We start from the raw sequence: 15,037 nt of genomic DNA on the forward strand, positions 1-15,037 counted from the left end.
CGTACTGTAGGTGCGGGTGTTGTTGCTAAAGTTAACGACTAATCGTTAGTAAGCATACAAAAGAGTCACTTCGGTGGCTCTTTTTTTATGCTTAAGCTTTTGTTAACCGGTTAATTTGCCACTAAAATTTACTATTGGTTCAGGTGGTTTTAGGCAATAAAAAAGCCAAGTGCTAAGCTTGGCTAAATGATATATCGCTAAATACTAATGTAGACCGCTGATATAGTCAGACAATACTTTGATATCATTATCTGATAATTTTGATGCCACGATTTGCATCATGCCTTTATCGCCTTTTTTAGCTGCATCATTCATACGCATTTGTGAAGGGTCGGTTACATCGTCTTCACGACCCGCCGCACGGAACAGTTTTAATTGGGTTGCGATATAAGCTGAATGCTGACCGCCAATACGTGGGAAAGCGGCTAAATCATTACCATTGGCTTTACCACCGTGACAGCCTGCACAAGGAATCACACCGCGTGTGCTATTACCACCATAATACAATTTTTGCGCTGTTGCTGCGTAAGCAGGATTAGCATAACCTACCCCCCAACGAGGTTGGCTTGCATAATAACCTGCCACATTCGCCATGTCTTGGTCATTTAATTTTGCCACTTGCGCTGACATGATAGGGTTGACACGTGCGCCTGATTTGAATTCGGTTAGCTGTTTATAGAGATACTTAACGTTTTGTCCGCCAAGGTTAGGCTGTGCAGGAACACTACTAACACCATTGACGCCATGACAAGCACCACAAACTGATTCAGCAATAACCTTACCTTTGGCTATGTCATATTTTGGTACGGTAACAGCTGCAGAACCGCTTACGCTGGCAATTAAAAGGCTTGCGGCAGTGAGTATTTTTTTCATCGGTAACAATTCCTACTAAAGCGTGTTGGTTATGACTCACAATGAGCTAGCGACAAAGGCATTACTTACAATATCAAAGCAACACCCAGTTATCATCATACATATTTATTGCTTTAACACTGGTTAATGTATCTACTAAGTTACAATATTATAGCAAGACAACCATGCGCTTGTCTGCAAAATTTGTAGGCTACCCTACTAATGAACAGTAATCATATGGCTAATACGACATTTAAGTTAGCTTAATGACTTTTGAAACACCGAGGGTTTTGTCGATTACAGTGATAGTGATAATTAAAACCATAATCGAATAATTGATATGGCTGATTATTATGCCATAACTCGATAATCATGTAAAAGTCATTTGCAGGTTGGCAAGCGGGTTTCACTACAAAAAATATCTCACAAAACAGCGGTAGCAAGTGCTCAAAATTTTGGGTTATGGGTATTTGCTGATACAATAGCGCTTTAACATTAAGATTATGTGCTGATGATGGATTCTACTAACACACCCGCGCCAACTGCGATTACTGACGATAGTGATGCAGCAAAACGCTGGTTGCATCAAACCCAATTTATGCTGTCTGCCCCTACTTTCAAACTGTGTCCTGCCGATACGGGTCGCGAAGTTGCTTTTGCTGGCCGCTCAAATGCTGGTAAGTCCTCTTGCATTAATGCCTTGACCCAGCAGCGCCAGTTAGCCCGTTCCTCCAAAACCCCAGGTCGCACCCAAATGATTAACTTTTTTAATATGGGCAATTTGGATCAGCGGTTGGTGGATTTGCCAGGGTATGGCTATGCCGCCGTGCCCGAGGCGATGAAAAAAGAATGGCAGTCAGAGCTTGAAAAATACCTAATTTCGCGTAAAAGTCTCGCCGGTTTAGTGCTGCTCACAGACATTCGCCATCCATTAAAATTCTTTGATGAGCAAATGCTACACTGGGCAAAAGATGGTGAGCTTGAGGTTCATGTGCTATTAACCAAAGCCGATAAGCTCAAATATGGTGCCGCCAAAAACACGCTACAGCAAACCCGCAATCAGCTTAATAAATTAAAATTGCCGTTTAGTATTCAATTATTTTCTGCCCAAGATAGAATTGGGCTCGAAGAACTGTCATTGAAACTTGCCAGTTGGTTGGCGCTACCTGAGCAGGATGAGCCAACGGATAATGAACCTACGTTAGCCGTCTAATTGTTAAGATGGTTTAAACTGATTGGCGTCTTGTACTTGGTTGATTTGCTGATTCAGCAGTGCCAGCAAAGATTGGTTACTAGGTAGCTGCTTTGCTAACGATTTGGCTTGGGTGAGTGATGTCACCGCGTCTTTTAGCTCATTGCGCCATAACTCGCCATACGCGCGATAGCGTAACGTATTAATGCGATGAATCAGTTGCTCATCGCCGCTACGATGTTTTGCAAGTAGTTGACTGGCTTGTTGTAATCGATCCCACACCATGACGTCACGGGGATTTTGCTTGGATAAGGGTTGAAGCAGCGCTAATACTTTTTGACCACTTTCTGCAGTAGGTCGATATTTTAAATAAATATCACTCAGATAGCGTGGCACATCTGTGCGCTCAGGATACACAGAGGCGAGTTGCTGCAATTTAGCGATTGCCACATCGACATTGCCTTGCTGCGCCGCTAACTGACTAAATGTCACGACTGCCAGCGGATTGGCGAGCGTGTTGATGTCCTTATCAAAATCCTGCATTAAACTTTGTGCTGCTTTGGGTTGTCCGTTATCGAGATAATAATTAATCAGCGCAAGCTTGGCACCTTTACTGGTTTTCGCCCCTTGTTCCAAATCGGCTTTATTGACTAGATAGCCATAGTAGCGAGCACGCCACTGGATTTGTTCAAACAGTTGCGCACGCTGCTGTTGAATAGATTGATAACGGTTTGATGCCATATTGGCCTGGCTATCACGCTTATAAGTTGCGACTCGTGCCCTTGCTTCACTGATTCTATCTGCGGTGAGCGGATGGCTTAAAATAAAACTGGGAATCAAGGTGTTGCTTTTGACAGGGTTTTGTTGGTCTAGGGTAGCAAAGAAACTGGGCATGGCATTGACATCATAGCCCGCCTGGTTCATGATTTGCATGCCAATACGGTCGGCTTCTCGCTCTTGCCCACGGCTATAAGAGGCAGCAGCGTTGGCAGATATCGCCTGAGAGCCTAGCATGACAGCGGCAGCGGCATCACCATCCCCGACTTTGGATGCTGCAACACCCGCCAAAAGACCACCTGCCTGCATCAGTAGCTGTTTGGTCTTTTCATCATTGCGATGTTGATAATGGCGCTGGCTGACATGAGCAATCTCATGCGCGACGACGCTCACTATTTCGTCCAAACTTTTAGCTTTATCCAACAAACCGACATTGATGCCGATAAGCCCAGACGGTACCGCAAAGGCATTGATTTGCTTGTCATTGATAATCACCAGCCCCATGGGTGCGTTGAGACCTGCCACCGCATTGATTTGCCACACAATTTGTTCAAGCGATTGCTGCAACCAAGGGTCTTTTATCAGCGCTGCATTGCCGTTGATTTGTCGAAACGCCCACTCACCGACTTGACGATTTTGCTCGGTATCGATGAGCGCTTGTCCATTGTCCATAGAGGCTAATTGGCTATTGACTTGGGTAGGCTCAGCACTTGCAATCATGGCTGAATTAAAAGCGGGCACACTTTGATAGGAAAAGTTATCGACAGCAAGCACGCCCGTTGATAGGGTACTTAATAAAGCAACTACGGGCGTTTTTCTAAATAAATAACTAGCAGATAAATAACTAGCAAGTGGATTGATGGGCATGCGCGACCTTTGACAGCGAATTAGCTTAGAATGATTTTTAAAAAATGGTGTTTAAAAAAAGATAAATGCTAAATAATACTGCTCAATATACAAATTTCAGCAGCTTTAAAAAGCCAAATTTTGTAATGATATCTTGCTACAATCTACCGACTACTGAATGCAGGATAAAGGTTAAATTTTCAAAAATATAATACTAACTTTGATTTATCTCAATCGTCTACACTTGTAATTTAGCCTATAATAACCATCTAACACACTTTGAATTTTCCAGTAGCGATTTTATTACCATGACGGATTCTTCTCAGATTACGCTAAATCCTGCCTTACTATCGGATGGCGCCTTTTGCCAAGATTGGGGATTGTTTCGCTCAGGCGAACATAACGATATCCACATCAATGCTCAAATTGAGCACTATGTAGATGGTAAAGGACTCGCCTGCCCGATGCCGCTACTTAAACTTAAAATGGCACTAAAAAAAACCGCGTTGGGTCATGCGGTGTATGTGACTGCAACCGACCCCAATAGCAAGCGTGACATCGCAGCTTTTTGTCAGCATGCCGGATATACTCTGGTGCAACAGACATCAATCACACCGTCTGAAAATACAACAGACACAATCTTTCACTCGATCATAACCAAAAATTGCTAAACGCCTCTTACAAAAAAGCTGGCTTTAAGGCATACTAAATAACAGAAATTAAAGGACAATTGACAGGCTATTTCATGGCTACAAAGACCAGAACAACGACAATAAAAAAGACTGCCAACGCAAAAAAATCGACCAAGCTTGACGCTAAGCTGGGTGACGATCCAAACACTGAATTTGATGACATCGACGATGACGAACTCGATGAATTTGATGAGCCAGACTTTGATAGCTTAGGTGACGACGATATTGACCTTGCACAGCTCCCTGATAGTTATGATGACTATGATGAGTTGGTGGACGAGGCTGATGACGACTATGACGATGAGTTTGCTGAAAAACCAAGAAAAACTGCATCGCGGCCCCGTCAAAAGAAAGCCATGACCAATGCCCTTGTTCCTACCATGCCGACTGCGTTATCTGCGCCTGGGGTGAATTTAGGCGCGTATATAAACGCGGTTCATCAAATTCCTATTTTGACGGCAGAGCAAGAACAGGAGTTAGCGCATCGCTATACCGACGAAGGGGATGTAGAAGCAGCCCGGCTTTTGGTTATGTCGCATCTGCGATTTGTGATTCACATTGCACGCAGCTACTCTGGTTATGGCTTGTCACAAGGCGATTTGATTCAAGAAGGCAATGTCGGCTTGATGAAAGCGGTGAAACGCTTTGACCCAAACAAAGGCGTGCGTTTGGTGTCTTTTGCTGTGCATTGGATCAAAGCGGAAATCCATGAGTTTGTGATTCGAAACTGGCGTATCGTCAAAGTCGCGACCACCAAAGCGCACCGCAAGCTATTTTTTAACTTGCGCTCACTGAAAAAAACCAATAACCAGTTAACTTTGGAAGAAGCCGAAGCGATTGCCAAAGACTTAAATGTTACCGTCAAACAAGTGCTAGAGATGGAAAGTCGGCTGACTTCATATGATGCCTCGTTTGAAGCACAAAGTGATGATGAAGACGAAGGTCGCTATGCACCGCAGTATTTTTTAGAAGATGCGGCTGACCCAGCGGATATGGTAGAAGATGCTGATTGGGAAGAAAATAACAATTCAGCCTTGATGGAAGCGATGGAAGACTTAGACGATCGTTCGCGGGATATCGTACAGCAGCGCTGGCTCAATGAGCAAAAAGCGACCTTGCACGAGTTGGCGGCAGAGTACAATATCTCCGCAGAAAGGGTACGTCAAATTGAAAAAAATGCCATGGATAAAATCAAAGAAGCCATGTTAGCCAATACCCATTTGCAGTTGGATTAACTGTCATGAATTGGCTAAGTATTGGCGCGATAAATATGGCAGTGGCGGTCGCCTGTGGGGCGTTTGCCGCACATGGGCTTAAACCGCGTCTGTCAGCCGAACAAATGGCTTGGTGGCAGACAGGTACGCAATACTTTTTTTATCACGCGCTTGGGTTATTGATTGTTGGTATGTTATTGCGTATAAACCTCACCTCCCCTACTATCGCGTGGGTGATGCAATTGGGTATTGTGCTTTTTACAGGCTCGCTATATTTGATGGCTTTGGGTATGCCACGTTGGCTTGGGGCAATTACCCCGATTGGCGGCACGCTGTTTATTATTGCATGGATTTGGCTTGCTATCAGTGTTGCTAAGCACACTTCATCAGTTTAACCCTATTTAACCATCACAGAAAGCGTAACAAAACAGGAAGCGAAATAATGCCACAAGTGACTTTAAATGGTGACATCAAACAAACGTTACACCAAAATCTTTTACAACTATTGGATGAAATGGGGCAAACCCAAGGTCGTTTTGCTGTTGAAATCAACGGTGAATTGATTCCAAAAAGCCAATTGGCAAATGTCACCTTGCAAGATGGTATGAACATTGAAGTGGTGCAAGCGGTGGGTGGTGGCTAATCATATCAGCGTAAAAAAAGCGGGTAACTCACCCGCTTTTTTGTTTTTGCATTCGACTAATTTTTGGTCATGGCTAATAAACGATTGGCGGTTAGCCCGTGTAAAAACACCGACATCGCAATCATTACCACACAAATTACCCAAATTTTTAGCGCTTCATCACTGGTAAATACGCCTTTATTCATCGCATAGGCGATATAATACAATGTACCAATCCCGCGAATGCCCAGTCCTGCCGTTACCCAGCGTTCATTGCGACTCATTCCCAGTTTACCTAGACTAAAATAACCCACGATGGGACGTATCAAAAATATAAACGCCAAGCATACCACATACACTTGCCAGCTAAGGGTAACATCACTCGCTAACGCTTGACCCACCAGCAGTCCTAAAAATACCATCACAAGCGACATCAACAAACCTTCAATTTGCTCAGCAAAATCATGCAAGCCTTCATGATATTCATGTTCACATTCTGAGCGCCGAAGGGTTAACGCGGCAATAAATACAGCAATAAAACCATAACCATGCACGAACTCAGTGATGCTATAAGACACTAACATCAAGGCTAACACCATATAACTCTGCTCGACTTTATCGGGATATGCCTTGGTAAATAGCCAGTTTGCCAAAAACTTACCGACACAGTAACCCGCCACCACCCCTGCAATGATTCGCCATAACACATCATAGCCCAACCAATGCAGCCAATCCTCTGCACCAAAACCCTGATTGAGTGAGGCAGCCGTAGCAATGGCTATCGCTAAATACACGAACGGAAATGCCAGTCCATCATTGAGACCCGCCTCAGAGGTGAGGGTAAATCGGGTCACATCTTCCTGTCGTTCGGAGTTGGGTGGACCGACTTGGATGCTTGCCGCTAGCACAGGGTCGGTTGGCGCTAGCACTGCACCGAGCAAAATAGCCGCCGCCACACTTAAGCCAAAAATATAATGCCCCATCAATGCCATCGCGGCGATACCCACTGGCATCACAATTACCAATAACCTTAAGGTCGGTTGCCATGTTTTCCACTTGAGCGGACTATCAAGCTTGATACCACAACCGACCAACGAAATCACCACCACCACTTCTGTAACTTTTTCAATAGGAACGCCATAATTAAGCGGATTAATTCTAGGCAGACCCATAAAAAAATACCCTAGCAGTGCGCCAAAGGTAATTTGTATCATAGGCAGGGAGAGCGAAAGCTTGCGCGGTAGCATAGGAAAGAATGCCCCGATTAAAAATGCCAACCCTAAAAAAAGTAAAATCAAATTATAGTTTTCAAGCATACCTGTGTACCAAGATAAGTTGCTAAAATAGCCACGTTACTGCGTAAAAGGTTTATCCCCTATGAATCCATTATGCAAAAAGGTGGGCATGCCATCAACCATTGCTGTTTAGCAAAATACCAAGAGATTTGTTAACAGTTCGAGAGTTGAGTTAAATTTGCAAGTTCAGCTAGCAAAGATTTTGACTGACCCTCTCTCTAATCACAACATTGCGGTCAAAACCGCACTTTACGCTGCGTAGAAGAACCGATGTTCATACCTTCTCGGTATTTGGTCACGGTACGACGGGCAATATCAATACCTTTACCTTGCAAATGCTTCATAATACTACTATCAGATAGCGGTTTTTTGGGGTCTTCTGCCTCTATCATTTGCTTGATCATCGCACTGATAGCGGTCGAAGAAACGCCTTCCCCCTCGTCACTACTGACTTGACTGGAAAAGAAATATTTTAGGCTAAATAGCCCTTTGGGGGTAAGAATGGTTTTGCTGGTAGTGATACGAGAAACGGTTGACTCATGCAAGCCCACTTCATCTGCCACATCTTTGAGTACCATCGGCTGCATTGCCATGACGCCTTGCTCAAAAAAAGCCTGCTGACGCTTGACGATACAAGTTGCAACTTTTAGTAGATTTTGATTACGCTCTTCGATACTACGGATAAACAGCCGCGCATCATACAGCTGCTCTTTTAGATAAACGCCTTGCTCGCTATTGTCATTGCGACTGACAAGTTTGGCATACACTTGGTTAATACGCAGTTTTGGCAAGGTTTCTGGGTTTAAGCTGACTTCCCAATGCTGCCCACGCTGCACCACAATGACATCAGGAATATCGTAGCTTTCAATGCCATTATCTAGCTGGCGCTGTGATTTTTCATAAGACAGTGCAGGATTAGGGTTTAATGTGCGCAATAAGGCAAGCGCAGGCTGAATCTCAGAGACGTCGAGATTGGATGATTTAAGCAGGGCATTGATGTTATTGTTGGCAAAAAATTCTGAATGCATCAAGATTTGCTTGGCTGCTTGCCAAGAGGGGGTATCACTCGGCAATTTATTGAGCTGAATCAGCAAGCATTCTGCCAAATTTCTCGCACCAACGCCCAGTGGCTCGCAGTTTTGTATTTGCTTAACCACAAGCTCAATGTCTTCTAGCGCCAAGTCCACGTTTTCAACTTGATAAAATGACAACATGGTATCAAAACTTTGAAATAGCTCATCATTTGATAACGTGATAAAACCGCGCTCGTCCATGCTATCAATCAGATACTCCGCCATCAGCATATCGATGGTGGAGAGCCGTCTTAAATTCAGTTGCCAACGCACATAATCTTGAATATTTCCTTGCGTGGCAAGCTTATAATCATCCTGACTGTCTTCGCTATCAATGCCAGTGGCTGCCGCAGATTCATAGCTATAGATATCATCCCACTGTGCATCCACCGGCATATCGATTTGCTGGCTGCTAAGATGCTCGCTACTATCTATCCCGTCTAAGCCAAATTCCTCATCATAGCGATAATCGCTGTCTGCATAACTGTCCCTATTCTTATCCCCATAACTGTCACTGTAACTATCACTTGGGCTATGACTTGCATACTCATGCACTGCCGAGGGTTCACTGTTCGGGGGATAATCTTGGCTAGCAGAAGCAGGATAAAAATCATCCGACGCTAGATAATCTTCCAACACCTCAGTTTCATGGCGGTTATAGTCATCCAAATCAGCTTCAGACAACTCAACACCTTCTACTTGATAGTCATCATCGTCATAGTCATAGTCGTTATCCATGTCTTGTTTTGGATAGTTTTCGCCATCGGGTAGGTTATCGGCGTCGTCATAAGACGTCTCCCACTCTTCTTCACGCTCAAGCAGGGGGTTGCTATCGAGTTTAAGCTGCACTTCTTGTTCAAGCTCAAGACTCGATAATTGCAGCAAGCGAATTGCCTGCTGCATTTGCGGGGTGAGTGTCATCCCCGTCGTTAGCTTTGCCCCAATACCAATTTTCATAACGCGTTTTTTTAAGCCTTACTCTAATGAGGTTAGTTTAGATGGTGTGTCTATGGTGTGTCTATGCTCTGCTAGGTTGCTAGTTTAGTATTGTTTCAACAAGATATGCTAGTATTTTTTGACATTCAGCCGTATATTAATTATCTGCACTTAGCTTAACTATGCTTAGCTGCAGCATCCACAAATTTTCCTAAATTTTTTGCTTACGAAATCACACCATGACAAAACTGAAAAAATTTGCGATTGTTGAACTCAATAGCCAGACCGATATCTTAGCAAATCTTCAATCTATTGAATTAGGTATTAAAATTGCCAGTGAACGCGGCACCCGCATGGTGATTCTACCAGAAAACGCTTTTTGTTTTGGCAAACAAGGTTTTGCCAGTCAATATTTTGATGCCTTAAAAGCTTGGTCGGCACAGGCTGCCCGCCACTATGGTGTGTATCTGCTGGCAGGTACCTTGCCCTGCCCGTATCGACCTGACGGTACGCCTGTCGCTGACGGCAAACTTCGGCAAAGCTCACTATTATTTGACCCTGCTGGCGACTGCTTAGCGCGCTATGACAAAATTCATTTGTTCAAAGCCACCGTCAATGATAGCACAGGCAACTATGATGAAGGTAGAACCTTCGAAGCCGGTAATGAGCTCATTGTGGCGGATACCGAGTTTGGCAAAGTCGGCATGATGGTATGTTTTGATATTCGTTTCCCCACCCTTGCGGTCAAACTACGCGAACTAGGCGCAGATATATTGACAGCGCCTTCGGCGTTTACTTACCAAACAGGTAAAGCACATTGGCATGCCCTACTCACCGCAAGGGCGCTCGATAGTCAATGCATGGTCATTGGCGCAGGTCAGACGGGTGACCATGTCGTCAATCCCTCAGCGCCTAGCAATGTTCGCAGCACTTGGGGGCATAGCGAATTTATCAGCAGTGATGGCGAGAACGTTTTCACACAAAAAATCAATGCAGCAAACAAAACAGCAAACCATGCAGCAAATCTAGATTTTGACATCACTAACAATTTAGCGCATTTACCTTTATCTGCCAAAGCAGCAAGCTGGCTGCCTAAGCCAGATGGTCGCCCAGAGCTTGACCAAACTGCTGATAAGACAACCTTTTACCAAAAAGCCCCGAGCGTGATTTTTGCCGACTTTGATGCGGATGCGCAGCAAATAACTCGGCAGAATATTGCGTTGCTCGAATGTCAAAAATTGACTATCATAGCAAATAATATCTAACGACCTTTAAGCGAAAAATGGATAATCCACTTTTTGAATATTTAAAGAATAGCCCAATTTTTAGCCGTCTTGATCCTTATATGTTTCAAGTGGTCGAAAACTCATTGCATTTTAAACAGTTGAGTCCGCAAGAAGTATTATTTACGGAAGGCGAGCATGGCGATTTTATGGCATTTTTGCTAATTGGGGAGCTATCAGTCATTAAATACAGCCCTTCAGGGGCAGAAATTAAAGTCGGTGAAATTCGGGCAGGCGAAAGTACCGGTGAAATGGCACTGTTAGATTTATTAACTCGCTCCGCTACCATTAAAGCCACCAGCCTATGTGCGCTTGTCACCTTGTCCCGCGCTGACTTTGAGCGACTTTTGTCAGATTATCCTCGTATTGGTGTTGAGATGCTGCGTGGCTTAGCGATTATCTTGAGCCTTAATCTTCGCCGTACTTCTGAGCATTTGACCCGCGCGGTAAATGCTTAAGATGGCTAAGGCTGATGTGGCTAGGCTTAAGCTTAATATTTTTTTCATGCTTAAGTTGCTGCTTAACTTCTCCCATTATCTTCGTGAGCGTGGATGCGCTTTGTCATACACTTGCGATAAATGCCCAAAATCCAAATGGGTATAAATCTGTGTGGTACTGATATCACTGTGTCCTAGCAATTCTTGAACGCCACGCAAATCACCACTATCACTTAAAATATGTGATGCAAAACAGTGCCTTAGTAAATGCGGGTATAAGTCTTGCGCGATACCGGCACGTTTGGCTTGTAGCTTGATACGTAGCTGCACGGTGCGTGTTGAGATACGCGTCCCATAACGCTCACTGACAAATACTGCAGGGTCTTGCTCTTCCACCCACAGCGAGCGATGCGGCAAATAGTTGATGAGTGCCTGCCAGGCTTTTTCGCCAATCGGTACGATGCGCGTTTTTCCGCCTTTACCGAGTACTCGTAACAGCCGCTGTGATTTGTCGATGTCAGACATATTGAGTCCTACGAGCTCACCGACCCGCAAACCACTGCCATACAGTAATTCTAGCATGGCTTTATCGCGCATCCATAACCGCGCTTCATGGCTATCTTCTGGCGCAGCTTGGTCTAATAACTGGGATAATACATCGATATCAAGTAATGTAGGCAAAGGTCTCGGGGCGCGTTTAAGACGTATGGTTGTGGTGGGATTTAGTGTCATCAGCTGCTGAGCAATCAACCATTTGTAAAGTTGACGCAACACGGTCAGTTCATATTGACTACTGGATTTGGATATTTTATCGACATCCAATCGTTGAATTAGGAAGTCTGATAATTGCTGACGGGTGATGTGACAAAGCTCAGTATGTTGCTCATAGCAATACGCCAAAAAAGGCTGTAGCGCTTGGCGGTAGCTTTTGATGGTTGCTGCGCTATAACGCTTACTGCTTAGCTCAGCAAGCCAGCGATCTACCAAAGCTTGGTCATCTGTATTGAGCACAGTTTCTGCCTCATGCGGCATCAAGTGCGTGGGCAAATCATCGATTGCTGATTTGCCTACACGGTTGCGCTGATTTTTCCCTTGACTATTTTTGCCTTGACTTAGGATACGGCTAGTTGGCATAGTGTTGGCTAGCGAGGTTGGGGGCTATTCATGGTAAGGATGTCCCTCATCTGAGCGATGTTCCTCACTTGATTGTGCTGGCGTAAATTTCAGCCCCGCACCTGCCATCAAACCCTCAGGACTAAACACCCCTTCGTACACAAAGGTCGCAGGACCGGTCATATACACAGGATAGCCTTCTTGCCAACGAATCGCCAAACTGCCACCATACAACTGGGCTCGAATATCCACGCCTTCATCTAGCCAGCCTTCACGCACCCCAGTCGCAACCGCAGCACACGCGCCCGTACCACAAGCTTGCGTTTCGCCCACGCCGCGCTCATAGACGCGTAGCCTGATATGGCGATTATTCATCACCTGCATAAACCCCACATTGACACGCTCAGGAAATGCAGGGTGGCTCTCAATCGCTTTACCGAGTTTTTCCACCTCGGCGGTCAACACATCATCTACTTTGATGACGGCATGGGGATTGCCCATATTGGCGACATAGAGTGTCACAGGCGTACCATCCACATTGAGCCGATATGAGTTTTGAACTTTAGTAATGGTTTTGGGGGTAAAAGGAATCTCATCGGGCTCAAATTTTGGTTTACCCATATCCACTTTTACCCAGCCATAATCATCGGTGCTAAGGGTGATAATACCGCTGGCGGTTTCCACCCGAATACGCTGTTTAAATGATAATTTACGCGCCTGCACAAAACGGGCAAAACATCTAGCGCCATTGCCGCATTGCTGCACTTCGCTACCATCTTTGTTAAAAATACGATAGCGAAAATCGACATCAGGGCGGCTTGGCGGCTCAACAATCAGCAACTGGTCAAAGCCAATGCCTAAGTGTCTATCCCCTAACAACGCTACTAACTCTTTGGTCAAGTGAAGCCGCTGTGTGACCAGGTCAATGACCATAAAGTCATTCCCCAGTCCATGCATTTTGGTAAATTCAATTAACATTGTTATTCCTTAAAATTATTTTGATTTATGCACGCTATCTTATCATGATAGCTGATTTTTTATAAGGTAATTGGGGAACAAAAAAACCTTAGCAAGTCAAGCAAATTTGGGCTCGGTTGCTAAGGTTTTGGGTTCAGCTGCTAAGGTTTTGGTTTCAGTGGCTAAGGTTTTGGGCTCAGCGGTTTAAATAAGACTTAGCGTTGCCAGCAAACCTTACAGTTTAGATTTAATCTACCAATTTTTCGTTTTGCCAAAGGCTCTCAACCGTTTCACGCTCGCGAATGACATGGGCGTGACCCTCTTTGACCAAGATTTCACAAGCACGTGGGCGGCTATTGTAATTGCTCGACATGACAAACCCATACGCCCCTGCGCCTGTGATGGCTAGAACATCATTCTCAGCCAATGCTAACACACGGTTTTTTGCCAAAAAATCGCCCGTCTCACAAATCGCCCCGACCATATCCCATACTTTGGGTTCAACCGGTGAGTTCAACTGTGTGGGGATGACCGCCATCTCTGACTGATAAAGTGCCGGACGAATTAAATCATTCATCGCGGCATCGACAATGGCAAAATTTTTGTGTTCGGTAGGTTTTAAAATATCCACGCGGGTCAATAATACACCTGCATTGGCGACGATACTACGACCTGGCTCTAGATACAGTGTTAAGCCTAAAGTTTTCAGTTTTGGTAAGAGTAACTGCGCAAACTCTTCAATACTTGCAACGTCTTCGTCAATATACTGCACACCCAAGCCACCGCCCAAGTCAATATGCTCAAGCGCAATACCTTGCTTGGCAAGTGCGTGAATCATCTCAATGACTTTATCCAATGCATCCATAAAAGGCTGAACTTGGGTCAACTGCGAGCCAATATGGCAATCAATACCGACGACTTTTAGGTGCGGTAGGTCATGGGCAATTTGGTAGATACGGGGCGCATCTTCATGGGTAATGCCGAATTTATTTTCTTTGAGCCCTGTAGAGATATACGGATGGGTTTGCGCGTCAACATTGGGGTTGACGCGTAGCGAAATTGGCGCTTGCTGCTGTAGTTTGCCTGCCACTGCGTTAATGCGGTACAGCTCGGCTTCTGACTCGACATTAAAGCAAGCAATCCCTACTTCAAGGGCAGTGCGAATATCTTCGGCGGTTTTGCCAAGTCCTGAAAATACGATTTTTTTGGGGTCACCGCCTGCAGCCAAAACCCGCGCAAGCTCGCCCCCTGTGACAATATCAAACCCTGACCCTGCTTTGGCAAGTGCGTTTAATACAGCAAGGTTACTATTGGCTTTTACCGCATAACAAATCTGATGCTCAATCTCAGCAAAACTATCATCATAAGCTTTATAGGCTGCCAAAATCGCCTGCTGACTATACACATAGGTCGGTGTGCCGAAGGTCTTTGCGATATCTGCAAGACTGATGCCATCCATCATCAAGGCAGTGCCATCATAACTCAGACAGTTGCTTGACTTGACGTGTTCGGTCGGATTGATTGCTAAGCTTTTGGCTGCATCATCAGTAATCATTTTTACCTCCAACCGATGGCACAGATGGCACAGATGGCACAGATGGCGTAGTCGCTGAGTGAGGCGCTGATTGCGGTAATGGGGTTGCGTTATTGTCGATCATGACGTTGGGGTCTTGGGTGTTGATATCGACTTTGGTATCAGAGGCATTGGCAGTGGTGCTGGTCGGTTTGGCGGCCGCATCGACTACTTG

Annotated in this window: 15 protein-coding genes; 7 read left to right on the forward strand and 8 right to left on the reverse strand. The window is 45.0% G+C overall.

Going from position 1 to position 15,037, the window contains the following annotated elements:
• Positions 1–204: 204 nt before the first annotated feature.
• Entirely contained in the window at positions 205–873 is a 669-nt protein-coding gene (locus RTR63_RS09800; protein ID WP_050324768.1) for a c-type cytochrome, read from the reverse strand.
• A gap of 490 nt (positions 874–1,363) precedes the next feature.
• Here RTR63_RS09800 and yihA point away from each other — a divergent pair, with 490 nt between their 5' ends.
• Positions 1,364–2,065: a ribosome biogenesis GTP-binding protein YihA/YsxC gene (gene yihA, locus RTR63_RS09805; RefSeq protein ID WP_198510414.1), complete on the forward strand. Its 702-nt coding sequence runs from the start codon at positions 1,364–1,366 to the stop codon at positions 2,063–2,065.
• A gap of 3 nt (positions 2,066–2,068) precedes the next feature.
• On the opposite strand, the gene RTR63_RS09810 is transcribed toward yihA, so the two are convergent.
• A complete protein-coding gene (locus tag RTR63_RS09810; protein WP_312523999.1) occupies positions 2,069–3,688 on the reverse strand; it encodes a M48 family metalloprotease in 1,620 nt (539 codons plus the stop codon).
• Between the two features lie 287 nt (positions 3,689–3,975).
• On the opposite strand from RTR63_RS09810, the gene RTR63_RS09815 reads away from it, so the two are divergent.
• From RTR63_RS09815 to thiS, 4 genes are all read left to right on the forward strand, one after another.
• Entirely contained in the window at positions 3,976–4,338 is a 363-nt protein-coding gene (locus RTR63_RS09815) for a sulfurtransferase TusA family protein (RefSeq protein ID WP_099834301.1), read from the forward strand.
• A gap of 74 nt (positions 4,339–4,412) precedes the next feature.
• The gene (gene rpoH, locus RTR63_RS09820; RefSeq protein WP_312524001.1) at positions 4,413–5,594 is read left to right on the forward strand and encodes an RNA polymerase sigma factor RpoH; all 1,182 of its coding nucleotides are present in this window, start codon (positions 4,413–4,415) and stop codon (positions 5,592–5,594) included.
• A 5-nt stretch (positions 5,595–5,599) separates the two neighbouring features.
• Entirely contained in the window at positions 5,600–5,968 is a 369-nt protein-coding gene (locus RTR63_RS09825; protein ID WP_159676581.1) for a DUF423 domain-containing protein, read from the forward strand.
• 47 nt (positions 5,969–6,015) lie between these two features.
• Complete coding sequence (gene thiS, locus RTR63_RS09830; protein WP_312524003.1) at positions 6,016–6,216, forward strand: sulfur carrier protein ThiS; 201 nt, start codon at positions 6,016–6,018, stop codon at positions 6,214–6,216.
• A gap of 56 nt (positions 6,217–6,272) precedes the next feature.
• On the opposite strand, the gene RTR63_RS09835 is transcribed toward thiS, so the two are convergent.
• Both RTR63_RS09835 and rpoN read right to left on the reverse strand, forming a co-directional pair.
• Positions 6,273–7,511 (reverse strand): cation:proton antiporter, encoded by a 1,239-nt coding sequence (locus RTR63_RS09835; RefSeq protein WP_312524004.1) that lies wholly within the window; start codon positions 7,509–7,511, stop codon positions 6,273–6,275.
• 215 nt (positions 7,512–7,726) lie between these two features.
• On the reverse strand, positions 7,727–9,520 hold the full coding sequence (gene rpoN, locus RTR63_RS09840) for an RNA polymerase factor sigma-54 (RefSeq protein ID WP_312524005.1): 1,794 nt from the start codon (positions 9,518–9,520) through the stop codon (positions 7,727–7,729).
• Positions 9,521–9,738: 218 nt separating this feature from the next.
• On the opposite strand from rpoN, the gene RTR63_RS09845 reads away from it, so the two are divergent.
• Positions 9,739–10,764, forward strand: coding sequence for a nitrilase-related carbon-nitrogen hydrolase (locus RTR63_RS09845; protein WP_257619658.1), 1,026 nt, complete (start codon positions 9,739–9,741; stop codon positions 10,762–10,764).
• Between the two features lie 17 nt (positions 10,765–10,781).
• Complete coding sequence (locus RTR63_RS09850; protein ID WP_060995495.1) at positions 10,782–11,240, forward strand: cyclic nucleotide-binding domain-containing protein; 459 nt, start codon at positions 10,782–10,784, stop codon at positions 11,238–11,240.
• A gap of 75 nt (positions 11,241–11,315) precedes the next feature.
• Here the strand turns inward: RTR63_RS09850 and xerA are convergent, their stop codons facing one another.
• The 4 genes from xerA to RTR63_RS09870 all read right to left on the reverse strand — a co-directional run.
• Positions 11,316–12,251 carry a site-specific tyrosine recombinase/integron integrase gene (xerA, locus tag RTR63_RS09855; protein ID WP_409418211.1) on the reverse strand — a complete coding sequence of 312 codons (936 nt, stop codon included), beginning with the start codon at positions 12,249–12,251 and terminating at the stop codon, positions 11,316–11,318.
• A 126-nt stretch (positions 12,252–12,377) separates the two neighbouring features.
• Positions 12,378–13,310, reverse strand: coding sequence for a diaminopimelate epimerase (gene dapF, locus RTR63_RS09860; RefSeq protein WP_099808372.1), 933 nt, complete (start codon positions 13,308–13,310; stop codon positions 12,378–12,380).
• 226 nt (positions 13,311–13,536) lie between these two features.
• Positions 13,537–14,844, reverse strand: coding sequence for a diaminopimelate decarboxylase (gene lysA / locus RTR63_RS09865; protein ID WP_409418210.1), 1,308 nt, complete (start codon positions 14,842–14,844; stop codon positions 13,537–13,539).
• A partial coding sequence (locus tag RTR63_RS09870) for a hypothetical protein (protein ID WP_312524014.1) occupies positions 14,834–15,037 on the reverse strand: 204 nt, incomplete at its 5' end. The genes lysA and RTR63_RS09870, both read right to left, overlap by 11 nt.

It is taken from the genome of Moraxella sp. CTOTU47724, from assembly GCF_032014955.1.
Taxonomy (GTDB): Bacteria; Pseudomonadota; Gammaproteobacteria; order Pseudomonadales; family Moraxellaceae; genus Faucicola; species Faucicola tetraodonis.

Coding starts and splice junctions, on each gene's coding strand:
- RTR63_RS09815 (WP_099834301.1), top strand. CDS start 3,976: ATGACGGATTCTTCTCAGATTACGCTAAATCCTGCCTTACTATCGGAT.
- RTR63_RS09850 (WP_060995495.1), top strand. CDS start 10,782: ATGGATAATCCACTTTTTGAATATTTAAAGAATAGCCCAATTTTTAGC.
- RTR63_RS09845 (WP_257619658.1), top strand. CDS start 9,739: ATGACAAAACTGAAAAAATTTGCGATTGTTGAACTCAATAGCCAGACC.
- lysA (WP_409418210.1), bottom strand. CDS start 14,844: ATGATTACTGATGATGCAGCCAAAAGCTTAGCAATCAATCCGACCGAA.
- RTR63_RS09825 (WP_159676581.1), top strand. CDS start 5,600: ATGAATTGGCTAAGTATTGGCGCGATAAATATGGCAGTGGCGGTCGCC.
- rpoN (WP_312524005.1), bottom strand. CDS start 9,520: ATGAAAATTGGTATTGGGGCAAAGCTAACGACGGGGATGACACTCACC.
- RTR63_RS09800 (WP_050324768.1), bottom strand. CDS start 873: ATGAAAAAAATACTCACTGCCGCAAGCCTTTTAATTGCCAGCGTAAGC.
- RTR63_RS09810 (WP_312523999.1), bottom strand. CDS start 3,688: ATGCCCATCAATCCACTTGCTAGTTATTTATCTGCTAGTTATTTATTT.
- RTR63_RS09835 (WP_312524004.1), bottom strand. CDS start 7,511: ATGCTTGAAAACTATAATTTGATTTTACTTTTTTTAGGGTTGGCATTT.
- rpoH (WP_312524001.1), top strand. CDS start 4,413: ATGGCTACAAAGACCAGAACAACGACAATAAAAAAGACTGCCAACGCA.
- dapF (WP_099808372.1), bottom strand. CDS start 13,310: ATGTTAATTGAATTTACCAAAATGCATGGACTGGGGAATGACTTTATG.
- yihA (WP_198510414.1), top strand. CDS start 1,364: ATGATGGATTCTACTAACACACCCGCGCCAACTGCGATTACTGACGAT.
- thiS (WP_312524003.1), top strand. CDS start 6,016: ATGCCACAAGTGACTTTAAATGGTGACATCAAACAAACGTTACACCAA.
- xerA (WP_409418211.1), bottom strand. CDS start 12,251: ATGCCGCATGAGGCAGAAACTGTGCTCAATACAGATGACCAAGCTTTG.